General features: G+C 70.5%; 17 protein-coding genes. 9 read left to right on the top strand and 8 right to left on the bottom strand.

All coding sequences use genetic code 11. The annotated features are described in order from the left end of the window. Positions 1 to 86 precede the first annotated feature (86 nt). Genes E1181_RS23585 through E1181_RS23570 form a run of 4 tightly spaced genes read right to left on the bottom strand, consistent with a single transcriptional unit; the run spans position 87 to position 4,421 of the window. Complete coding sequence (locus E1181_RS23585) at positions 87 to 1,466, bottom strand: Nramp family divalent metal transporter (RefSeq protein WP_132677931.1); 1,380 nt, start codon at positions 1,464 to 1,466, stop codon at positions 87 to 89. Positions 1,467 to 1,492: 26 nt separating this feature from the next. After that, positions 1,493 to 2,653, bottom strand: a complete 1,161-nt coding sequence (locus E1181_RS23580) for a sialidase family protein (RefSeq protein ID WP_132677929.1) — start codon at positions 2,651 to 2,653, stop codon at positions 1,493 to 1,495. Next, positions 2,650 to 3,411, bottom strand: coding sequence for an HpcH/HpaI aldolase family protein (locus tag E1181_RS23575; RefSeq protein WP_132677928.1), 762 nt, complete (start codon positions 3,409 to 3,411; stop codon positions 2,650 to 2,652). The genes E1181_RS23580 and E1181_RS23575 overlap by 4 nt, the downstream gene beginning before the upstream one ends. A 26-nt stretch (positions 3,412 to 3,437) precedes the next feature. Further along, entirely contained in the window at positions 3,438 to 4,421 is a 984-nt protein-coding gene (locus E1181_RS23570; RefSeq protein ID WP_132677926.1) for an aldo/keto reductase, read from the bottom strand. A 189-nt stretch (positions 4,422 to 4,610) separates the two neighbouring features. Here E1181_RS23570 and E1181_RS23565 point away from each other — a divergent pair, with 189 nt between their 5' ends. The 3 genes from E1181_RS23565 to E1181_RS23555 are packed head-to-tail and all read left to right on the top strand — an operon-like array spanning position 4,611 to position 7,601. Then, entirely contained in the window at positions 4,611 to 5,804 is a 1,194-nt protein-coding gene (locus tag E1181_RS23565; RefSeq protein WP_207922275.1) for a four-carbon acid sugar kinase family protein, read from the top strand. 4 nt (positions 5,805 to 5,808) lie between these two features. Beyond that, positions 5,809 to 6,807, top strand: a complete 999-nt coding sequence (gene pdxA, locus E1181_RS23560) for a 4-hydroxythreonine-4-phosphate dehydrogenase PdxA (RefSeq protein WP_132677922.1) — start codon at positions 5,809 to 5,811, stop codon at positions 6,805 to 6,807. Next, positions 6,804 to 7,601, top strand: coding sequence for a DeoR/GlpR family DNA-binding transcription regulator (locus E1181_RS23555; protein ID WP_235876985.1), 798 nt, complete (start codon positions 6,804 to 6,806; stop codon positions 7,599 to 7,601). Before pdxA ends, E1181_RS23555 begins: the two co-directional genes overlap by 4 nt. A gap of 60 nt (positions 7,602 to 7,661) precedes the next feature. Here the strand turns inward: E1181_RS23555 and E1181_RS23550 are convergent, their stop codons facing one another. Next, a complete protein-coding gene (locus tag E1181_RS23550; protein WP_132677921.1) occupies positions 7,662 to 8,867 on the bottom strand; it encodes a cytochrome P450 family protein in 1,206 nt (401 codons plus the stop codon). A 29-nt stretch (positions 8,868 to 8,896) separates the two neighbouring features. Next, positions 8,897 to 10,561, bottom strand: coding sequence for a prenyltransferase/squalene oxidase repeat-containing protein (locus E1181_RS23545; RefSeq protein WP_132677919.1), 1,665 nt, complete (start codon positions 10,559 to 10,561; stop codon positions 8,897 to 8,899). A gap of 502 nt (positions 10,562 to 11,063) precedes the next feature. On the opposite strand from E1181_RS23545, the gene E1181_RS23540 reads away from it, so the two are divergent. The 4 genes from E1181_RS23540 to E1181_RS23525 are packed head-to-tail and all read left to right on the top strand — an operon-like array spanning position 11,064 to position 15,299. After that, positions 11,064 to 12,092, top strand: a complete 1,029-nt coding sequence (locus tag E1181_RS23540; RefSeq protein WP_235876984.1) for an aminotransferase class I/II-fold pyridoxal phosphate-dependent enzyme — start codon at positions 11,064 to 11,066, stop codon at positions 12,090 to 12,092. A 1-nt stretch (position 12,093) separates the two neighbouring features. After that, positions 12,094 to 13,074 (top strand): polyprenyl synthetase family protein, encoded by a 981-nt coding sequence (locus E1181_RS23535; RefSeq protein WP_132677915.1) that lies wholly within the window; start codon positions 12,094 to 12,096, stop codon positions 13,072 to 13,074. A 3-nt stretch (positions 13,075 to 13,077) separates the two neighbouring features. After that, positions 13,078 to 14,055 (top strand): UbiA family prenyltransferase, encoded by a 978-nt coding sequence (locus E1181_RS23530; RefSeq protein WP_235876983.1) that lies wholly within the window; start codon positions 13,078 to 13,080, stop codon positions 14,053 to 14,055. Next, entirely contained in the window at positions 14,052 to 15,299 is a 1,248-nt protein-coding gene (locus tag E1181_RS23525; protein ID WP_132677913.1) for an FAD-dependent oxidoreductase, read from the top strand. Before E1181_RS23530 ends, E1181_RS23525 begins: the two co-directional genes overlap by 4 nt. Before the next feature lie 20 nt (positions 15,300 to 15,319). Here E1181_RS23525 and E1181_RS23520 read toward each other — a convergent pair whose 3' ends face one another. Beyond that, positions 15,320 to 16,333 carry a methyltransferase gene (locus E1181_RS23520; protein ID WP_132677911.1) on the bottom strand — a complete coding sequence of 338 codons (1,014 nt, stop codon included), beginning with the start codon at positions 16,331 to 16,333 and terminating at the stop codon, positions 15,320 to 15,322. Between the two features lie 184 nt (positions 16,334 to 16,517). On the opposite strand from E1181_RS23520, the gene E1181_RS23515 reads away from it, so the two are divergent. Further along, positions 16,518 to 17,351 carry a TauD/TfdA dioxygenase family protein gene (locus E1181_RS23515; RefSeq protein WP_132677909.1) on the top strand — a complete coding sequence of 278 codons (834 nt, stop codon included), beginning with the start codon at positions 16,518 to 16,520 and terminating at the stop codon, positions 17,349 to 17,351. Between the two features lie 136 nt (positions 17,352 to 17,487). Beyond that, a complete protein-coding gene (locus E1181_RS23510) occupies positions 17,488 to 20,280 on the top strand; it encodes a type 1 periplasmic-binding domain-containing protein (RefSeq protein ID WP_132677907.1) in 2,793 nt (930 codons plus the stop codon). Positions 20,281 to 20,480: 200 nt separating this feature from the next. Here E1181_RS23510 and E1181_RS23505 read toward each other — a convergent pair whose 3' ends face one another. Continuing rightward, positions 20,481 to 21,785 carry a family 43 glycosylhydrolase gene (locus E1181_RS23505; protein ID WP_132677905.1) on the bottom strand — a complete coding sequence of 435 codons (1,305 nt, stop codon included), beginning with the start codon at positions 21,783 to 21,785 and terminating at the stop codon, positions 20,481 to 20,483. Positions 21,786 to 22,031: the final 246 nt, after the last annotated feature.

The following is a 22,031-nucleotide window of genomic DNA, read 5'->3' as shown; positions in this document are numbered from 1 at the left end:
AAGACGATTTCTCCGGTTCCCGGGGTGACGCGATCACCTCCGCGATCGCGTCACCCCGGGCGATGCCCGCGCTCAGGTCGCCGAGGTCAGCCGGTGAGCGTGCCCGCGATGCTGGTGCAGAGCTCGTAGGTGGCCCAGAGCCCGACTGCGCCGATGAGAGCGAGGATCGTCGTTTCCCACCACTTGTTCGCGTAGCCGTCGACCATCAGGGAGCGCTTCGAGGTCATCACGATCAGGCCGACGATGATCATGGGAACGGTCAGCACGTTCACCGAGTTCCCGATCAAGGTGATGATCACCATGCCGGGCATCCCCGGTAGCGAGAAGACGATCGGCACGGTCATGATCACGGTGAGGATGATCCAGAACAGCGGGTCGTAGGAGAACGCCTCCTTGTCCACGACACCGGTCAGGTCGCGGTTGGCGCGCAGGCGTTCCAGCCGCTCGGGACGCGACTTGTGCAGCGATTCCACGAACATCCGCACGAACACCCGCGGCTGGGTGACGATGTTGTTGAACACCGTGAAGAAGATCGCCAGCCACATGATCGAGGGACCGGCCGGGCCGATGGCCTTCTCCATCATGCTCGCCAGACCGTCGGCCGAGGACACGCTTTCGCCCGTGCCGTGCAGGGTTTCGGCCGCGACCACCCAGACGGCCAGCACCAGGCCGAACATCACGAGGCTGCCGAACCGCAGGTCCAACCGCTGCAACTTGAGGTATCCGGTCCCGCGCCAGCCCTTTTCGTGCATCAAGTACGGGTAGAGCAGGTTGGCCGCCGAGCCGCCGACCGCGCCTATCAGACCGACCGCGGTGCTCGCCGCGGTGATGTAACCGGCTTCGCCCGCGGGCATCTCGAACAGCAGACCGCCGAACAGCTTCGGCAGGTCGATGCCGGTCCCGATCAACGCCAGCAGGAAGCAGATCACCAGCACGGCCATGGTGATCTGGGCGACGATCTCCAGTCCGCGGAAGTGCCCCTTGCGCCGCGAGGCCAGCGCGTAGGCCACGACGGTGGTGATCACCGCCCACAGCGGAACTCCCCAGCTGCCCAACGGAAGCACCGGCCGGAACAGCGCGTCGAGCGCGGTCGCCGCGGCCAGGGTCAGGAAGGAGACGTAGACGAACCCGAGCACGCAGGTGGTCGCCCCGATGAACATCGGGAAGCCCTTCCACACCCGGCCGTAGCCGTCCAGGATGGTCTCGTCGCCCACCGAGTTGCACAGCTGGTACTTCGACATCGACGAGACGATGAAGTACCGGGAGAACGTGGCGATCAGCAGCGTCCAGATCAGCGCGTAGCCGAAGGTGGAGCCGGAGACCGAGGCGCTGATGAAATCGCCCGTCCCCAGCCAGGACATCACCACGACGATGCCCGGCCCCATGCTCCTGAGGAAGCCGGACCAGGTCTCGGGTGGTCCGGGGTGCTTCACCGCCGCGGTTTTCGCGTTGACTTCACTAGCCATGGCTGCTCCATTGCAAAGGCCGAGTTTCAGACGCCGAACCAGGTGGTTGACACGCGAACGTGCTTGATGGCCCGGCGGAAGTAGGTGAAGGCGACGTGCAGGTCGCCATCGTCGGTCTGGGTGATCGAGGGGTAGGACAGCTCCCGGTTGAGGCCGTCGCGGGAGTTGTTGGTCAGGCAGTAGCCGTCGCCGACCTCCACGTCGCGGCGCACCGGCCAGCTGCGCCCGCCGTCGGCGGACAGCGCGACGGTCAGCGGGGCGCGCGGGGCTCCCCAGAACGCGGTTCCGGGCGGTTGTTGGTGCGCCGCACCGGGTTCGGTGATCGAGTCGCCGTCGATCTCGTCGTAGAGGGACGCGCGGCGCTCGGCGGCGTCGGCGGCGCTGCTGTGGTTGTAAGCCAGCGCGAGCCGCCCGTCGCGCAACGCCGTGACCTGGATCGACGAGTTGTTGTTGGGCAGCTCGGTCGGCTCGGGCTCGCTCCAGGTGATGCCGTCGGCGGACCGGCTGGCGAAGATCGCGTCGGCCTGGCGACGCCGGAACAGCGCCAGCAGCCCGCCCTCGGCCAGCGGCACCACGTTCATGTGCACGCAGCCGGTGCTGCCGGGGACCTCGTGGTGCGACCAGGTGGCGCCGCGGTCGTCGGAGACGAGCACCGCGCTGGTGTCGTTGTCACCGCGCCACCGGCCGCTGTCCGGGCGCACGCAGTGGAACACCGGCAGCACCCACCGGCCTGATTCCAGCACCACGACCGGCTGGCGGACGAACACCCCGCCGGTGTCCGAGGCGGGTACGAGGGTGCGCGGCTCGCTCCAGCTGCTGCCCTCGTCGTGGGAGACGACCAGGCGCACCTCGGCGGTGTCCTGGTTCCCGGAGATCTGCGCCGTGTAGAGCAGCCAGAGCTCGCCGCCGGGCGCGGGGAACAGCACCGGGTTCTGCTCCGAGCGCTCGGAGTCGGCGGAGACCTGGACCGGTGCGCTCCACCGCCCCTCGGTGTCGAGCCGGGCGAACCAGACGTTGATGTCCGAGAGCCCTTCCTGCGTTCCGGCGAACCATGCGCAGCCGAGCTCTCCGCTGGGCAGCGGCATGAGGTTGGCCGCGTGCGACTGGGCGGTCCCCGCGCTCAGGTAGGTCTCGCGGCGGTTCGGCTCGATCTCGCGGAGCACGCCGTCGGTGATCAGCTCGGTCACGACTTCGCCGCCTCCAGGTGCTCGCCCGCCACCCGCTCCAGGTGCACCAGGTCGCAGGCCACGCTGGCGAAGGTGTAGCCCTGCTCCAGCCTGCGCGCAGCGGTGGCTCCGTCGGGCGTGTGGATGCCGGCGGCGATGCCCGCTTCGGCTGCGGCCTTCTGGATGTCCGCCACGGCCTGCTCGAACTGCTCGGCCACGGCCGGGTCCCCCGGGAACGCTCCGCCGACCGCCAGGCACAGGTCCGACGGGCCCACGTAGACGCCGTCGATGCCCTCGGTCGCGCAGATCTCGCGGACGTTGGCCAGGCCCTGCGGGGTTTCGATCATCGCCAGCAGCACGCTGCTCTCGTCGGCCTCGGCCGGGCGAGGTCCGATCCGCAGCCCGGAACGCATCGGCCCGTAGGAGCGGCGGCCGTGCGGCGGGTAGCGCGTGGCGGCCACCGCCGCGCGGGCGTCCTCCGCGGAGTCGACCAGCGGCACGACGACCCCGGCCGAGCCGGCGTCGAGCGCGTGCCCGATGGCGGCCGGGTCGTTGGCCTCGACCCGGGTCAGGCCGACGGACCGGCCACCGGCGTCGATGGCCATCATGGCGTTGAGCAGTCCGGAGTAGCCGAGCAGGCCGTGCTGGGCGTCCACCGCGACGTAGTCGTACCCGAGCCGGGCGATGCGTTCGGTGCCGATCGGGTTGTCGAGCACCACCCAGTACCCGACGACCCTCTCCCTGGCGCGCAACTTGCGCGCGAATTCGGCTGCGGACAAGGTGTTTCCTCTCGTTCGATGCGGATTCAGCGGTTGTAGGCGGGCATCGGTCCGCGCAGGAACGCTCCGACGGCGTCGCACGCCTCGACCACGTCCTCCGGCAGCGGTCCGGCCGCCAGCGCCGCGATGTTGGCTTCGAGCTGCTCGGTCTTCGAGCCGCCTAGCAGCACCGCCGAGGTCGCGGGTTTGCCGAGCACCCAGCGCAACGAGAGCTCCACCAGCGGGATCCCGGCGTTCTCGGCGATCGCGGTGAGCCGTTCGACGGCGTCGAAGAGCCGCTCGTCCCAGTACCGCGCGCGGTACATCTCGGCGAGCCGCGAGTCGGCGAACCGGCCCGAGGACGGGTCGCGCTCGAAGCTGTGCCGCCCGGTGAGCAGCCCCCCGGCCAGCGGGTTGTAGACCATGGTCAGCAGGCCGGTCGTGTCGGCGAACTCGACGTACTCCTCCTCGACGCGGCGAGCCAGCAGGTTGTACAGCTGCTGGGCGATGACCGGCCGGGGTGCGCCCACCTCGTCGGCGGTGCGGTTGAGCTCAGCGATCTGCCAGGCGGCGAAGTTGGAGACGCCGAGCGCGCCGATCTTGCCCTCGGCGACCAGGCTCGCGATCGTGGCCAGCGTGTCGGTCAGCGCGCAAGCGCGATCGGGCTGGTGCAGGTAGAACAGGTCGATCCGCTCCACGCCCAGCCGCGACAGGCTCCCGTCGACGCTGGCGCGCAGGCCCTGAGGGGACAGCGGCGAGTGCTCGCCCGCGTCCGGGTGCGGCATCCCGGCCTTGGTCGCCAGCGAGATGCGGTCCCGGCGGGCGGGCAGGATGTCGCCGAGGATGCGCTCGGTCTCGCCGCCCGCGTACCCGTTGGCCGTGTCCACCGCCGTGATGCCGGCATCGAGCGCGGTGTCGAGCATCTTCGCCGCGCCGGCGGCGTCGACGGTGTCACCGAACGTCATCGTCCCGAGCACGAGGGACGACATGGGCACCTCGACACCGGGCACCTCCAAACGCGAAACGGTCATGCGGGGACTCCTCGGGGGAACGGCGATGGCCACCCGGCCTCGTTACCTGGCTCACCATTGCAGGGTTGCGCGTTTCGCGCAAGAAGATTGGCGCGAAACGCGCAAACGCGCTAGCGTGAAACCCACGCTGCGAGACCGATCGACCTCCGAGCCGAGGCGTCGGGGACGAACTAGGACGAGGAGCTGAACTTGCTGACTAATGGGCTTCTCGTGCTGGCCGACGACCTGTCCGGGGCCGTGGAGACCGCCGCCTGCCTGCGACCGATCGACGCTTCCGCGACGGTCGAACTCGCGCGGACCGACTCTCCACAAGTTGCGCACAACGCGCAATCCGTGGTTGTGGTTGACCTCGACCACCGCGCGCTCACGGCCGCCGAGGCGGCGCGCATCACCCACGCCGCCCTGCGCGGCGCGGGTGAGCGCGCGGTCTTCGTCAAGATCGACTCCCAGCTGCGCGGCAACGTGGCGGCGGTGCTGGGTGCCGCTGCGGACCGACCGCTGGTCGTCGCGCCGGCACTGCCCGCGCTGCACCGGACCGTCGTGGACGGCATCGCCCACCTCAACGGCGTTGCGCTGCACCGCTCGCAAGCGTGGCGGGTCGAGGGCACGTCCCCGCCCCGCAGCATCGCCGGAGCTCTCGCGCCGCTGAGCTGCCGCACCATCTCGCTGAAGACCGTGCGCTCGCAGAATCTGGCCACCGCGCTCGCCGAATGCGCTGCTGCGGGCGAGGTTCCGGTCTGCGACGGGGAGACCGACGCCGACCTCGACGCCGTGGTCGCCGCAGCGCCCGCTGGTGCGCGGCTCGCCGGTTCCGGTGGACTGGCCGCCGCCCTCGGCCGCACCGCCTGCCTTTCCACAGCCGAAACCCCGCCCCCACCAACCGGAAATCCGGTGCTGATCGTCGTCGGCACGGCCTCTCCCGAGGCCGCCGAGCAACTGCGCGTCGCCGAGCTGCGCGGAACGCGCATCGTAGGTTGCAGTCCCACCGACCTCATAGGCCGGGGAACCAGCGAGTCCGCCCTGTCCCGCGCGCTCGTCGCGCTCGAACGCGGACCAACCGCGCTGAGCATCGACTCCGCCGAACCGATCGCACCCGGGCAGTCGCGAGACCTGGTGCGGGGACTGGCATCCACTGCCGCAGGCATCGTCGAGCGCTCCCCCGGCCCGGTCGACCTGGTGCTCACCGGCGGCGAGACCGCACGGCTGGTGCTCGACGCACTCGGTGTCCGCGCTCTGGTGCCGGTCGGGCAGATCCACCACGGGGCCGTGCGCAGCCGCACGCCCGCCGGCGCCTCCGTGGTCACCCGGCCCGGCAGCTTCGGCGGGAGCGACAGCCTCTCCCGGATCGTGGAACACCTCCGTCCGCAGGAATCGAAAGGTTGACGAAGTGAACAGTGCCTCCCCCACCCCCGTGATCGCCGTGACGATGGGCGATGGAGCGGGCGTCGGCCCCGAAGTCACCGTCGGCGCGCTCCTCGACGAGACCACCGCCACCCGGTGCCGTCCCGTCGTCATCGGCGACGCCGGTCGGCTGCGGAAGGCCGCCGACGTCCTCGGCGTCGAGGTCGAGGTGGTCGCCGTCGATTCGGTCGACGACGCGGTCTTCACCCCTGGTCGCATCAACGTCATCGACCTGGGCCTGCTGCCCGCCGAGCTGCCGTGGGGCGCGGTGTCCCCGGTCGCCGGTGACGCCGCCTACCACTACATCCGAGTTGCCAGCGAGCTCGCGACGAGCGGTGCGGCGCAGGCCATCTGCACCGCACCGTTGAACAAGGAGGCGCTGCACGCCGCCGGGCACATCTTCCCGGGGCACACCGAGCTGCTGGCGCAACTGACCGGCACCGACGAGGTCTCGATGATGCTGGCCACCCCGGCGATGAAGGTCATCCACGTGACCACCCACATCGGACTGATCGACGCCGTCGCCGCCATCGAACCCGGCCTGGTCGAGCGCACGGTGCGCCGCGGCGACCGGACGCTGCGCGACTCGGGAGTGGAGTCGCCGCGCATCGGCGTCTGCGGGATCAACCCGCACGCCGGCGAGAACGGCCTGTTCGGCCACGGCGAGGAGGCCGAGAAGATCGTCCCGGCGCTGGAGAAGCTGCGCGCAGACGGCATCGACGCCCAGGGCCCGCTACCCGCCGACACCGCGTTCTACCTGGCCACGCGCGGAGAGTACGACCTCATCGTCGCGATGTACCACGATCAGGGCCACGGACCGGTCAAGGTGCTGGGCATCGAGACGGGCGTGAACATCACCGTCGGCCTGCCCGTGATCCGCACGTCGGTCGACCACGGCACCGCCTTCGACATCGCGGGAACGGGGAAGGCCAGCGCCGACAGCATGGTCGAGGCCCTCCGCCAGGCCGCCAACCTGTGCGCGTGAACCGACCGGAGATGCCCCGCGGAGCGAAGGAGCGCCGCGCCGCGATCCTGCGGCTGGCCGACACCTCCGGGCTGACCAGCGTTGACGAGCTGTCGGCGGCGTTCGGTGTGACGGCGTCGACGATCCGGCGGGACCTGGCGCAATTGCAGGCCGCCGGGCAGCTCGCCCGGACCTACGGCGGCGCGATGCCGCTGCGGCACGAGGCATCGGTGCGTCAGCGCAACGGCGAAGCCGCGGAGGCGAAGCATGCGATCGCCCGCTGGGCCTGCGACCAGGTGCGCCCCGGCGAAACGATCCTGCTCGACTCCGGCAGCACCACCGCGGCCCTCGCCCGCGAGCTGGCGCACCGCGACGACGACCTGACCGTGGTCACCACGTCGTTCACCGTGCTGCACGAGCTCGCCAACGCCGATCTCCGCGTCGAATGCCTGGGCGGCGCCTTGCGCCAGCTCAGCCAGGGGTTCGTCGGACCGCTGACCGAGGCCGCCCTGGAACGCCGGACGTTCGACCGCGCGTTCCTGGGCGCCGATGGCGTCACCGCCGAGCACGGCATCTGCGAGGCGGACCTGGAGCAGACCCGCCTCAAGGAGCTCATGGCCCGACGGGCCGACCACGTCTACGTCCTGGTCCACGCCGACAAGCTCGGCCAGCGCCCCTTCCGAGCCCACGCCCCGCTGAGTCCGAACTGGACGCTCGTCACCGACGACTCGGCCAACCCGTCGAGCACCGCTCCCTTCCACGCCCGGGGCCTGAACCTGGTGGTCGCGACCCCGGCGAGCGCGGTAGCGGGCTGAGCGGTCCCTGCGACGGTGACGTCCAGACCGAGGAATGGCGTTGGGCTGCGGACGGTCCGGTCAATGATCGGGCGGGGTGAGGAGGACCGGGAGGGTGCGGGGGGCGTGGACGTGGACGCTGTGGCGGTAGGTGAGCTCGGACGGGTCGGCGACGACGCGCAGGTTCGGGTGGCGGCGGAACAGGGCCTCCAGGGCGACTTCGCCCTCCAGGCGCACCAGGGCCGCGCCGAGGCAGCGGTGGATGCCGTGACCGAAGGCGACGTGGCCGCCGGTGTCCCGGTCGGGGTCCAAGACGTCCGGATCCGGGTAGCGATCCGGGTCGCGGTTGGCCGCGCCGGTGGAGAGCGTCACCGAGTCTCCCCTGGCGATCTTCACCCCGCCGATCTCCATGTCCTCGGTGGCGAAGCGCAGCGAGGCGTTGAGCGCCGGCGACAGCCAGCGCAGCAGCTCCTCGACCAGCGAGGGCACCTTCGCGGGGTCGGCGAGGCGGGCGCGGGCGGAGTCGTCGTCGACCAGCGCCCGGACGCTGTTGGTGATGAACACGGCGGTGGTCTCGTGGCCCGCCATCAGCAGCAGCATGGCCATCGCGACGATCTCCAGGTCGGAGAGCCGGTCGCCCTCCTCGGAGGCGGAGATCAGCGCGGACAGCAGGGCGTCGTCGGGCGCGGCCCGCTTGGCGGCGACCAGACCTTCCAGGTAGGTGGCCATCTGCGCGGACGCGCGGGCGAGCTCCTCGTCCGGGCACTCGTCGATGAGCACTGTGGACAGTCGGGCGAACTCCTCGCGGTCGATCTCCGGGACGCCGAGGAGTTCGCTGATCACCACCATCGGCAGCACGATCGCGAAGCGGGCCACCAGGTCGACCGGTTCGTCCTGCGGCAGCTCCGCCAGCAGTTCCTCGGCGAGGGATTCGACGCGCGGGCGCAGCGTGGCGATGCGGCGGCCGGTGAACGCCTGGGTGACCAGGCTGCGCAACCGGGTGTGCTCCGGCGGGTCGAGCGAGGTCAGCATGTGCGACATCGGGGCGGGCAGTCCGGGCGGGGCGGAGGCGCGCTCCTCGGCGGGCAGGCTGGAGCGCCAGTCCTTGGCCAGGCGTTCGTCGGTGAGCCCGGCCTTCACCTCGTCGTAGCGGGTGACCAGCCAGCTGCGCCCGCCCTCGAAGTCGACCTCCTGGACGGGGCAGGTCCGGCGCGCTTCGGCGAAGGCCGCGTGCGGGTCCTGCCAGTAGTGCTCGGTGAAGGAATCCTTCTGCGTCGCACCGGTCATCGGGTTCTCCATTCCGTGAAGTGCCGCGGTCAGCGCAGGGCGTCGCGGTAGCGGCCGAGCGCGCGCAGCGCCGTGCCCTGCGCCAGCGCCGGGTTGCTGTAGCGGCTGACGTGCCGGACGTACTCGTTGACGCTCTCCGAAGGCCATCCGCCGCCGGGTTCGCGCTGGTCGAGCAGCCAGTTCAGCCCGTCGCGCATCGACTCCGGGGAGGCGCCGGCGGCGAGCAGCCCCGAGATCGCCCAGCCGGTCTCCTCGACGGTGGCGGGCGCGCCGTGGCCGTCGCCCCACGAGCCGTCGGCGTTGCGGGCCCGCTCCAGCCACGCCTTCGCGCGCCGAGCCGGTTCCTCGTCGGCGCGACCGGCCTTGGAGAAGGTTTCGAGCACGGCGGCGGTGGCCATCGTGTGGTGGCGGTACCAGACCGATTCGAACGAGCCGTCCGCCAGCTGGGCCTGGGCGAGCCAGCTCAGCGCGCGCCGAACCTTGCTGTCGTCGGCCGGGATTCCGGAGTCCAGCAGCGCGTCGACGGCCTGCACGGTGGTCATCGGGCACGGCCCGCTGTTGGCGACCTTGGTGTTGCGCACGCACAACCCCCACGAGCCGCGCGAGTCCTGCAGCCGGGTCAGCCAGTCCACGCCCAGCTCGACGGACTTCGCCTGCGCGTCTCCGGGCATCCGGCACAGCACGGACAGGATCTCGCTGGTCTCCAGCGTCGACGGCCAGCCCGCGGTCCCGGCCCAGCCCCAGTAGCCGGGCGGGCAGCCGAAGGCGAGGAACGGCCGGTGCTGCTGCAACCGCACGAACAGCTCGGTGGACGCCGCCAGCCTCGGGTCCTCGGCGTAGCCGGCTTCAGCGAGGCCGCGCACGGCGTACATGGTCCACGCCGCGTCGAGCGGACCGGTCTGCCACCACCCGTCGGGGTCCATGGTCTTGCGGAACCACTTCACCGCGGCGTCGACGAGGTCCGGCGCCAGCTCGGCGCGGGCCAGTCCGGTGCACACCAGTCCGGTGACCCAGGCGTTCTCGCACCAGGCCCCGGTCGAGCCCTCGTGCTCGTGGACCTGCCGGATCGCCTTGAGCGCGTTGGCCTCTCCCAGCTTCGCCAGCAGGCGGTGGAAGCGGTTGAGCGGCTTGTGCTTGGCCTGGGCCAGGCCGAGGGCGAACGCCATCGGGATCCGCAGGTCGAACAGCCTGCGGTACAGGCTTGGGACGAGCGCCACTTCCAGCGGGAACCGGCGCATCTCCTCCTGCGACAGCCAGCCGACGAAGCCGTAGTACTGGCGGCACCACGAGACGACCTCGGGGTGCGGGATCGCGTCCAGGCCACCGAAGTCGTCCATCCAGCGCTGGCCGGAGCGCACGGCCTCGGCGCTGCCCTCCGGGTCCACCAGGTGCAGCACCGCCGAGCTCACCGCCGTCGGCCCGGCTTCGCTGTCCAGGCCCGGAACCATGGCCCAGCCGCCGTCGGCGTTCTGGGTGCGCCGCAGCCACCCCGCGCCGGCCTCGATCAGATCGGCGCTGCCCCGCGGGTCGGCGTGGTGCAGCGCGGACAGCGCACCGACCGTGCCCAGCGTGGAGGTCAGGTTGTCCTCGCAGTAGTCGAACACGCCGTCGGCGCGCTGGGCGAGGAACAACGCCTCCGCTCCCTCGCTGATCGCCTGGTCGAGAGCGTCACGCTCGGGCTGCACCGTCGTCATGCGGATTCCTCCAGTCCGACCGCGCGCGAACCGGGCACGGCCTCCTCCTCAAGGATGTCGCCGAATTCGCGGCTGCGGATCGACTGATGAGATTCGTTGCCCGCTGGCCCGTTTCGGCTGGCCGGACTCTACGCGAGCAGATCGCGTTTCGACCATATCCGCAGACCGGTGGCGATGGATTTCCCCGAAGTACCGGCAATTTCCCGGATAGTCGGTAAATTCTCGTCTCGTCCACGGTGAACCGTCTCTGACACTGCGGACGTGAGCTGCGGATTTACCGATATTCCCGAGAATTGGTTCCAAATAAGCCCTTTCTCAGCGACGATTCGTTGACAAGCGCGAGGGCGAGGAATGAAGATCGTCCCCGTCAGGCCATCGGCGAGAGAAAGACGCACTGGGACCCGCCGGTCCATTCCGCCTGATTCCGGTCTTCCACGTTCCGCGTCGAGCCCGCGCGCTTGCCGGAACAATGCGTGCGCACGTCATGAACGGAGATCAGCCGTTGCCCACCATTCGGCACCAGTTGTCCCTCAACGAGAACTTCGCGGCACCGCTGCCCGGCGTGCGCGAGGCCATCGTGCACAGCTCCGACCGGGTCAACCTGACGCTCGACGCGATGTCGGCAGGGCTGACGCGCACCATCGCCGAGCACGTCGGGCTGGACTCCACCGAGGTGTTCGTCGGCCCGGGTTCGGGGGCGCTGCTCCAGCAGTTCCTCACGACGTTCGTCGGTGGCGGCGAGATCGTCTACGCCTGGCCCTCGTTCGAGATGTACCCGCTGCTCGTGCGCTGCGCGGGCGCGACGCCGGTCGCGGTGCCGCTGCGCGATGACGCCCACGACCTGGCCGCGATGGCCGACGCCGTCACCGACCGCACCAAGATCATGCTGCTGTGCAACCCGAACAACCCGACGGGCACGGTGTTCGGGGACGACGAGTTGCGCGCGTTCCTCGACCGGATCCCCTCGAGCGTGCGGATTCTCATCGACGAGGCCTACGCGGACTTCGCCGACCGGTCCGCGATCGCCCGCGGCATCGATCTGGCCGCCGAGGACCCCCGGGTGTCGGTGGTGCGCACGTTCTCCAAGTCCCACGGGCTGCTGGGACTGCGGGTCGGCTACCTCGTCGCCAACGAGGCGGTGGTCAGCGCGCTCACGCCGGGCTCGTACTTCTTCCGGGTCAGCACCGTGGCGCAGGACGCCGCGCTGGCCGCGCTGCGGGCCGAGGACGTCATGCGCGAGCAGTGCGCGGAGGTCGCCGCCGAGCGCGACCGGGTGCACACCGGGTTCACCGAGCTGGGCCTGGACGTTCCGCGCAGCCACGGCAACTTCCACTGGCTGCGCTTCGGCGAGGCCAACGACGAGTTCGTGCGGTTCTGCGACGAGTTCGGCGTGCAGGTGCGCACTCTCGCCGACGGCGCCGGGGTCCGGGTGACCGTCGGCACCGCCGAGGCCAACGACCTGGTGCTGGACCTGACCCGGCGCTTCCTCGCCGGTGACAGGGCCGGTGCCCCTCGGACGGGTAGCGCGTGAGATGACCGACGACACCGGAATCGGCTCGCCGGAATGGGTGGAGCTGCTCAGCCGCGAGATGCGCAAGCGGTGGTCGGCGGTCGCCGATCGCACCGAGCAGATGGCCGGGCACGCCCTGCTGGCGCCCGGCAAGATGCTGCGGCCCGTGCTGCTGCTCAACTCCGCCGAGGCCACCGGCGGTGACAGCGCCCAGCTGCTCCCGGCCGCGCTGGCCGTGGAGTACCTGCACGTGGCCACGCTGGTGCACGACGACATCATCGACGACGACCGGCTGCGCCGCGGCCGTCCCACCGTGCACGCCGAGTACGGCATGGCCGACGCGCTGGTCACCGGCGACTTCCTGATCCTGAACATGGTCACCTCCCTCTCGGAGTGCACGGCCGTGCCGCCCGCGGCGGTGCTCGAAGCCGCCCGGGTGCTGGCCGGTGCGGGTTCCGACGTGTGCCGAGGTCAGGTCCGGGAGGCCGAGATGGCCGGTGACCTGAGCTGTCCGGTGAGCGACTACCAGGAGATGGCGGCGCTGAAGACGGGCGCGCTGTTCCGGGGCGCCTGCCGGGCCGGGGCGGTGCTGGCCGGAGCCACCGGGGAGCACGCCGACGCCGTCACGCGCTACGCCGAGCACCTGGGCGTGGGGTTCCAGATCTTCGACGATCTCCTTCCCTACCTGGGTGATTCGACCGGGAAGCCGGCCACCAGCGATGTCGCCAACCTGCGCCCCACCCATCCGGTGCTGGTCGGCCACGAGGTCGCCGACGACCACGCCAGGCAGCGCTTCGCCGAGGCGCTGTCGGGCCGGTTGCCCGCCGAGTCCCACGCGCTGATGCGCGAGCTGCTGATCGCCACCGGGGCGTTGGAGCGGAGCAGGCAGCGCGCGGCCGAGGAGATCGCGGCGGCTCGGGGCAGCCTGGACGGTCTGCCGGGCGCGGCGGCGGTCGAGCAGATGCGCGCGATCGCCGACCTGGCCATCGACCGGAGCCGGTAGGCCATGCACGACCGCTGGGCGCGCACGCGCCGGACCCTCTGGGCGCACGTGCAGACCTTCCGCCCGTACACCCTGTGCTACCCGGTGCTGGTGGGCGTGGCGGGCGCGGGCGTGACCGGTGAGGCCGGGCGCGCGGAGTTCGTCATCGCCGGGTTCGGCACGGCGTTCGGCTGGCTCGCCGCGCACTACCTCGGCGACTACTTCGACCGCGAGCTGGACCGGGTCGCCAAGCCGCAGCGGCCGATCCCGTCGGGCCGATTGGCACCGGGTACCGCTCTCGCCTGCGGGATCGGTCTCGCCGTCGCCGCGACCGCACTGCTGACCTGGGCGAACTTCAGGGCGCTGCCGCTGGTCGTGGTCGCGCTGTCGGGCGTGATCGCCTACAGCTGGTTCTGCAAGGCCAAGGGGCTGTCGGGGAACCTGGTGCGCGGGCTGATCACGGCCACGGCGTTCCTCATCGGCGCGATGGTGGCCGCTCCCCTGCCCGGATGGACCGCGCTCGGGCTGTCGCTGGTCTTCCTGCTGCACGACACGGCGTCGAACCTGGTCGGCACGATGCGCGACGTCGACGGTGACCGCGCGGCCGGGTACCGGTCGGTGCCGGTCCAGCGGGGCCAGCGCTACGCCGCCCGGCTGTCGGTGTTGCTCTACGCCTCGGCGATCGGCATCGCCGCGCTGGGTCTCACGCTCCCGCACCGGACCGGGTACCCGGTGCTGCTGGCGGTGGCGGGTTGCGCCGGGCTGATCGCGGTGCTGCCGCTGCTGTGGCTCGCGCCGACGCTGAGCCAGGCCCGCGCGCTGCGGGCCCACGAGGTGCTGGTGGCCGAACGCCTGGTGCTCGCCGCGGCGATCCTCGCCCTCACCGTTCCCGTTGTCCCCGTGGTCGCGCTGCTGCTGCCGGTGCTGGTGTTCAGCGTCTGGACGCAGGCGGCGATGCGCTCGCGCCACGAGATCGCCGAGAAGGAGGCCCTGCCGACATGAGCTCCCCTGCCGCAGAACGCGCGGACGTCGTGGTGTGCGGGGCGGGTGTGGGCGGCCTGGCCGCCGCGCACGCGCTCGGATCGCTGGGCCTGCGGGTCGTGGTCGCCGAGAAGCGCACGACGGTGCCCCGGATCCCCAAGGGCGAGGTCCTGCAGCCCGGCGCCCTGCGAATCCTCGATGACTGGGGCATCAGCGAGGTCCTGGAAATGCGCGGCGCGGTTCGCCTTTCGTCGCTGGTCGCCGTGGAGGTCAAGGGCCGGATGGCGCTGGACTACACGCAGTTGCCGGAGGGCTCGAACTGGCTGCTTTCGGCCGACCACGAGTCGATCCTGACGGCGCTGGCCGATCACCTGCCCGACACCGTCGACCTCCGCCGCGGAACCCCGGTGCAGGACGTGGTCCGCGACGACGGGCGCATCGCCGGCGTCGCGCTGAAGGGCTCGGGCGAGGTCCGGGCTCCGCTGGTGGTGGCGGCCGACGGGGTGTCCTCGCGGTTGCGTCGGGCCGCGGGCATCGAGGCCGACCGGCAGGACTACCCGCACCGGCTCGTCGCGCTGGAGATCCCCGACGTTCCCGACGCCGCCCGCGAGGTCGTCGCCCACACCACCTCGCGCGGGCTGCGGATGCGCTACCCGCTGCCGGGCGACCGGGTCCGGCTCTACGTCCAGATCGAGCCGGACGAGTTCCGGGGCGTGGACCACGACGCGGTGCTGCGCTGGACCGACGAGCTGATCGCCGAACTGCCCGACCTGGCGGCCTTCGGGGACCAGCTCCGGGCGTGCGCGGCGGACCGGCAGACGCTCCCGGTGTCGCACTTCGAGGCCTCCGGGCTGTCGGCGCCGGGCATCGCGCTGGTCGGCGAATCGGCGCACTCGGTGCACCCGATGGCCGCGCAGGGCATGAACAGCGCCATCTACGACGCGCACGCCCTGAGCGCGTGCCTCGCCGCGGAGTCCGATGTGGACACCGCGTTGCGCGAGTACGAGTCCCGACGCCTGCCCGAGATCAACCAGATCGGCACCATCAGCCACAACGCGGCGCGGATGCTCACCGACCTGTCGTGGGTGGGCCGCACGATCGGACGGCGGGCGCTGCGCAACACCGGCGCCAACCAGCGGCTCAGCTTCACCGTCATGCACAACCTGTCCGGTCTGGGCCTGCACCCGCTGTCGCCGTTCGACCGGCTCTGCCAGCTCGGACTGCTGCCCGACCCGCGGTCGCGGCGCCGGCCTCGATGGGCATGAGGACCGGCGCCGCGCACGCCTCACGGCCTGCCGCACTCCACGACGACGAGGCCACCCGGCCAGGTCCGGGTCTCGATCACCTTCAGGCCCGCCTCACCGGCCAGCACCTCGAAGTCGGCGACCGTGCGCTCCTGCCCGCCCAGCAGCACCAGCGACTGCAGGTCGAACGAGGTGTTCTGCTTGGCGTGGGCGTCGCCCGCGAGGACCTCCACGATGACGACGCGACCGTCACCGGCGGCCTCGGCGCAGCGCAGCAGGATCGCGGCCGCGTTCTCGTCGTTCCAGTCCGTCAGCACGCGGGAGAGGAGGTAGACGTCCCGGCCTTCCGGCAGCGCGTCGAAGAAGCTGCCCGGGACGAACCTGGCCCGCTCCGCCACCCCGGCCTCGGCCAGGAACACGTCGGCCTCCGCGGCGACCGCGGGCAGGTCGAGGACCTCGCCGTCCAGGTGCGGGTTGGCGCGGACGATCTCGGACAGCAGCGCGCCCTGACCGCCACCGACGTCGATGACGCTCTTCACCGGGGCCCAGTCGAACTCCGCGGCCAGCACCGGCCCGGTCTGCCAGGCGTAGGCGACCATGACGTCGCCGAAGAAGCGCCGCAGGTCGTCGTTGCGCTGGTAGTCGTCCCAGAACGGGGTGCCGTGGACCGTTCCGTAGGCGGAGTTGCCGGTGCGGACGGAGTGCAGCATCCCGCTGAAAGCCATGTCCATCCGGGCGCCCGGGCCTTCCAGGACCAGCCAGTCCTTGAGCCACGTGCCGTCCTCGGCCAGCAGCTGGCGCGACAGCGGCGTCAGCCCGTAGGAGCCCTCACCGGTCTCGGCGAACAGGCCGATGCTCACGAGGTGGCGCAGCAGCCGTTCGAGGGATTCGCGGTGCGCGCCGGATTCGGTCGCGAGCGGGCCGATCTCGGTCGTGCCGCCGGCGATCAGCTCCGGCAGCCGCAGCGTCACCGCGACGCGGATGGCGAAAGGTGTTGCCAGGTCGATGAGCTTGGCGAGTTCGAGACTCGTTTCGCGCGATTCCTCGGAATCCATGGATCTCTGCTTTCTTCCGGATTGAAGACCCGTCCGCCTCCGTGCTTTTCATCCTTACCGACCGCCGAACACCGCGTCAACGACAGCGGCGAGAACACGTCCACACGCCGGGGAAACCGGCACGCGTTGGCGCGAGCATGCCCGAAAACCCTTGAGCACCAAGGAAAGTTGAGGTGACCGTCCCATGACGAGCATCGATGTGCGTCCCGCCTCCGGCGCGTTGGGCGTCGAGGTGCGCGGACTCGACCTGGAGTCGCTGACCGAGGACTCCTTCGCGCAGCTGCACGCGCTGCTGGTGGAGAACCTGGTGCTGTTCTTCCCCGAGGCCGAACAGCTCTCCCCCGAGGCGCACAAGGCGTTCGGCCGGTTCCTCGGCGAGCTGGAGGTGCACCCGTTCCTGCCCAAGCTGGACGGGCACGACGAGATCGTCGTCCTCGACTCCGATCAGGGCGCGAAGGCCGACGTCTGGCACACCGACGTGACCTTCCAGGCGAGCCCTCCGATCGCCTCCATCCTGCAGATCGTGCAGTGCCCGCCGCGCGGCGGCGACACGATGTGGAGCAACCAGCACCTCGCCTACGAGAACCTCTCGGCACCGCTGCGGGACTTCCTCGAGGGGCTCACGGCAGTGCACGCCTTCACCCACCCCCACGGCACCGTCTTCGAGGCCGAGCACCCGGTGGTCCGCGCGCACCCGGTCACCGGCAGGCGCTCCCTGTACGTCAACCGCATGTTCACCCTGCGCATCCCGCAGCTGCGCCGCGCCGAGAGCGATGCGCTGCTGGGCCACCTGTTCAGCTCGTCGGAACGCCCGGAGAACGTCTGCCGGTTCAGCTGGAAGCCCGGCGCGATCGCCATGTGGGACAACAGGGCGACGCAGCACTACGCGGTCAACGACTACACCGAGCGCCGCGTCGGCCGCCGGGTCACCATCCTCGGCGACGTGCCGAAGGGCGAAGAACCGCGCTGGCCGCACCTGACCGACGCGACCACGGCAGCGGACTTCCGCACGGACTGACCCGCGCGCTCCCCGGGCACCGCGCCCGGGGAGCACCCCGCCGTGACCGGATCGGCGCATTGTCACGCTCACCCCACCGCCGCTACGCTCGTCGCTTCTTCGTCTGCCTTAGCGCGCAATGTGGGGATTGGGCTTTATGAGCAGAACTCTCGCTTCGGTGAAGGACGACGGTCCGCCGTCGTTACCGCTGTTCCACGGGGTCGTGCAGGTCCTGGAACTCATCCGCGCGCTCTACGGGCGGCGGCACGAGCGGACCAGCAGCAGCGACAGCGGCGGCGGTCTGCCGATGCTGTGCCTGGTCAGGCCGCGTGAGCTGGAGGACCTGCTGCCGGCGATCGGCGAGCGGCTCAAGAGCGCCGAACCGCACCGGGTTCCGCACGCCTACATCCGCCTGGAGCCCGCCGCGGCCGATCCCAGGGACGCCGACCACACCGCGCAGACCCCGCTGCCACCGCCCGAGGTCGACACCGTCCGGGGACTGCTCGCAGACATCGCCGAGCAGCTCAACGGCCCGCTCAACGCCCAAGCCGGGCGGATGCGCTTCCCCCGGTTCAGCCTGGCGCTGTGGTTGATGCGGCAGGACCTGTCCGGAACCGAGATCCCGAGGCGAGAAGCCGAGCTGCGCAAGCGCCTGTGGCGGCGCGACCCCGCGCAGCGGATCGCGGAGCTGATCAACACCAACACCGCCGACGCCCCGGACCGGACGGTCTGGTCGGTGCTCAAGGTGCTCGCGCTGGTGCCGTGGCTGTGGTTCCAGCTCAAGATGCACTGGCGGTTGCCACTGATCGGCGGCTACCGGTGGTTCCGGCGGCAGAGCTACCTGGCACCCGAAGTACCCGGGAACTTCCTCGGATTCGCCGAACGGCTCACCGAGAACGAGTGGAACAAGGAGGTTCCCGAGCAGGTCGCGAAGTTCCTGATCAACACGCTGCTGGAGGACCTGCGCCGTTCCTACCGCCGCTTCCCCTGGCGGCTGCGCGGCAAGTGGCGCACGACCTACACGACGGTGCTGCTGGACAACGTCACCCGCTCCAACGGCGGCTACGCGCTGCTCAAGCTGGTCAACGACATCCGCAACGAGACCGGCCTGGTCGATCCGCTGCTGCTGATCACCACGAGCTCGCTGGTCCCGCCGCACGCCGTCGAGCCGACGGTGGACAACGTCCAGGACGTGGTGTCCCAAGCGCACGAGGCCGACGAGCAGGGGTACCGCGCGTGGCGGCACAAGCTCGACGAGGCGCGCCGGGCGCGCACCGACATGACCTGGTACCTGCCGGTCGAGATTCCGCCGGCGGCGACCGGGGATTCGCGCAAGAGCGAGATCCGGCGCCACCTGGCCGCGGCCGACAAGTACACGCTGCCTCCCTCACCGTGGTGGTCGCGGCGCACCCTGCCGGTCGCTCTGCTGCTGGGGCTGGCCAGCGCCGGGATCTACGCGTACTCCTCGTTCAGCGTCGGCCACTGCGGCATCCTCTTCCAACCGCCCTGGTACTGGCTCGGCGCCGCACCCGGGCTGACCAGCATGGAGAACAAGGCGGGTGAGTGCGTCGGCGTCACCGACGGCACCTTCCTCGCGGAGTTCATCGACGACGCGCCGCCCGGCCAGACCCAGCAGGCCGCGCAGGAGGCCGATCCGATCCTGACCGGCCTGCGCGCCATCGGTGACACGATCGCGCGGCAGAACCAGTTGGCGCTGGACAAGGCCGCGGAAACGGGCCGACCGGTGCTCACGCTGATCTACCTGGGCGATCTGTCCCCGGGAGCGGGGGCTTTCAACCTCTCGGCCCAGCACGAGACGCTCGCCGGCATCGCGGTGGCCCAGTACGACCAGAACTTCGAGCCCAACACGCCGCTGGCCCGGGTGCTCATCGCCAACGGCGGCAAGGACATGGGTCACGGCGTGGAGGTCGTCGACCGGCAGATCTCCGAGCTCGCCAAGCGGGATCCCAGCACCATCGGCGTGATCGGCCTCAACTACAGCCGCGAGGAGACCTTCCAGGTCATCGAAAGGCTCGGTGCCGCAGGGCTTCCGACGGTCGCGTCGACGCTGTCCTACGACAACATCCCCGACCGCTCACCGCTGTACTTCCAGGTCTCGCCGCAGAACGTCACCCAAGCCCGGCGAGCCGTCGAGTTCGCGGGCGAGCGGGGCCGCACCGCCGGGGTCAAGATCTACAGCGACGGCGTCGACCCCTACAGCCGCAACCTCGGGACCGACGTCGAGAACGAGTTCCGCCGGGTCCACCCCGGGGCGACGGTCCAGTGGCTCAACGAGGACCCGCACACCGCGGGCCGGGAAGCCTGCAAGGCGTCGCAGGACGAGCTGGTGTACTACGCCGGGCGGGGCACCGAGTTCCGGGAGTTCCTGGACGGCGTGGGCAGCGGCTGCCCGACCGACGTCCCGCCCATGATCCTGGGCAGCGATGACGTGGCCAGCCACGTCGCCAACCGGGCGGCGCGCTTCGCCAAGATCGGCATCCCGTACTACTACCAGTCGTTCGCGGTGGCCCCGAGCACGCCGGACCCGAACGACTCCGGGGGCACCGTGGTCGGCCCGGCGCTGGACTTCTACTGCACGCTCAACATCATCATCGCCGGGGACGATCCGGCGATGCCTCCCGACGAATGCCCGCCCAGGGAGGGGAACCTGTCCCTGGACGGGCACGCCGCGCTCGCCCACGACGCCGCGAGCGTCCTGCTCAGGGCCGCCAACCAGCTCGACCGGGGCGGGCCGATCCCGATCACCGCAGGCACCGTGTGGCGTCAGATCAACGCCAACCAGCACCAGACCGACGAAGACCTGCCGTCGAAGTACGGGCTGGTGACGGGCCAGATCGACTTCGGCAGCGACACCAACAACCGCGTGCCGAAGGACAAGAAGGTCTGGACCCTGCACGTGGACCAAGCGGGCCAGGTCTCCGTGCCCTAGTTTCGTGGTTGCTTTGCTCAGCGGTGCGGGTGGCGGAACCTGAGCAGCTTCGTGGACTCCGTGCGCCACGACTCATGCATGTCCAATACACGGCGTCGCGGCGTACTCGCCACGAAGCCGCTGAAGAACCCGCGGCGGTGCAAGTTGAGTCCCACACCTGAAGCCGAAAACAGCGGGTTCGCTGCGCTCATCAACCGCTGCTACCCGGCCCGGCGCTGGACGTAGACGCGGTTGCCTTCGGGGCCGGTCCACTCCATGCGGACCACCCCCGCCACCGCAGCGTGCGGCTTGTTCTCGGGCTCGCTCCAGTGGCCCGCGACCGGGTTCCGGAAAAACGTGGCCCAGAGCTGCCCGTCGGCGTCGACGAAGAGATTGTTGTGGCCCGCACCGATGCCGCCGGTCCAGCGCTTCGAGTACGGACCTTCGAAGTTGTCGGTGACCGCGATGATCGCGTCGTACTGGTCCCGTTCCCCGTCGGGCGTGTAGGCGTGCCGCAGGGTGTCGCCGCTTCCCGTGGTCTTGTTCCAGGCCGCGTGCACGAGGAAGTACTTCCCTCCGTGCTTGATCACGTGCGCGCCTTCGAGGTAGGGCTCGGGTTCGTAGCGCGTCTGCTGGAACTTCGGGAGGTTCGTCTTCTGGACGATGTCCTCCATGTCGTCCTGGAACTCGGCGTAGAGGTCGTTGTGCAGCACCAGCCAGGCCTTGCCGTCCTCGGCGTAGAGGCCACCGTCGATGTGGTAGTAGACGTTCGGGTCGACGCCCTCGGGCGCACGGGGACTGAGCTCGCCGAAGGGCTTTTCGAGGTTGCCCTCCACCACCCGGTACGGGCCCTCGACGCCGCCCTCGCTGACGAGCATGAACGATCCGACCTTGCGCGAGTGGTCCCCCATGCACGCGACGATGTACCAAGCGCCCCGGAAGTGGTGCACCTCCGGCGCCCACACGTCGCCGCGCTTGTCATCGCCCTCGCCCGCGTAGCGCTGCCACGGCGCGACCACGGTCCGCCCGGGTGAGTTCTCGCTGACGAACTCCGGCGACCACACCTTCCCCTTCTCCGCGTCGGGCCGGATGCCGGTGGTGTCCACCAACTTCCACGGGCCGTCCAGGGAAGGGGCGGTCCACGCGAAGATGCCGTCGTTCCACGGCGACGCGGCAGGCAGGCCGGGGACCCGGGTGGTGCCGGTGGCGACGTAGACCGGCTGGTCGTCGACGATGAAGCAGTTGACGTAGGTGTCGCGCATCCAGACCCGGCCCAGCTCCTCGTCCCGAGGGCGGAGTTCGAGGTCGAGGATCCGGGAGTTGTCGTCCCTGGGCTCCAGGTCCACGCGGGTGTCGGCGGTTCCGTAGGGCTCCATCGGAGGCCAGTTCGGCGGATGTTCCTGCTGCGACGACATCCCCTTGCCCCAGCCGGTCGCCGGCAGGAAGGTCGCCATCCCCAGTGCACCTGCGGTCCCGAGCAGCAGGGACCGCCTGTTCAGATGCGAGCGGGTCTCGAAGTCGGACATCGGAAATCTCCTCTTCGTATCGCGCCACACGAGAAATCGACCGACATTCCCCCATCGGCCGCGTGATCGACGCTACCTCGATTTCCCGACCCCGGTTGAGGATTCCCGGATATCTCAGCGAACCACCTTCTCCGGAAACAGCGTCGACCGAAGACGCGAAAGGCTCGTCATCCCAGGTCACCCACCATGTGCGAATGGTCATCGACCCGGTCGCACGCCGTCATCCGAACTCGCGGTTCGGGGAAT

This window comes from Saccharopolyspora terrae, from assembly GCF_004348435.1.
In the GTDB taxonomy this organism is placed as follows: domain Bacteria; phylum Actinomycetota; class Actinomycetes; order Mycobacteriales; family Pseudonocardiaceae; genus Saccharopolyspora; species Saccharopolyspora endophytica.
This window is presented reverse-complemented; position numbering and strand designations above follow the sequence as displayed.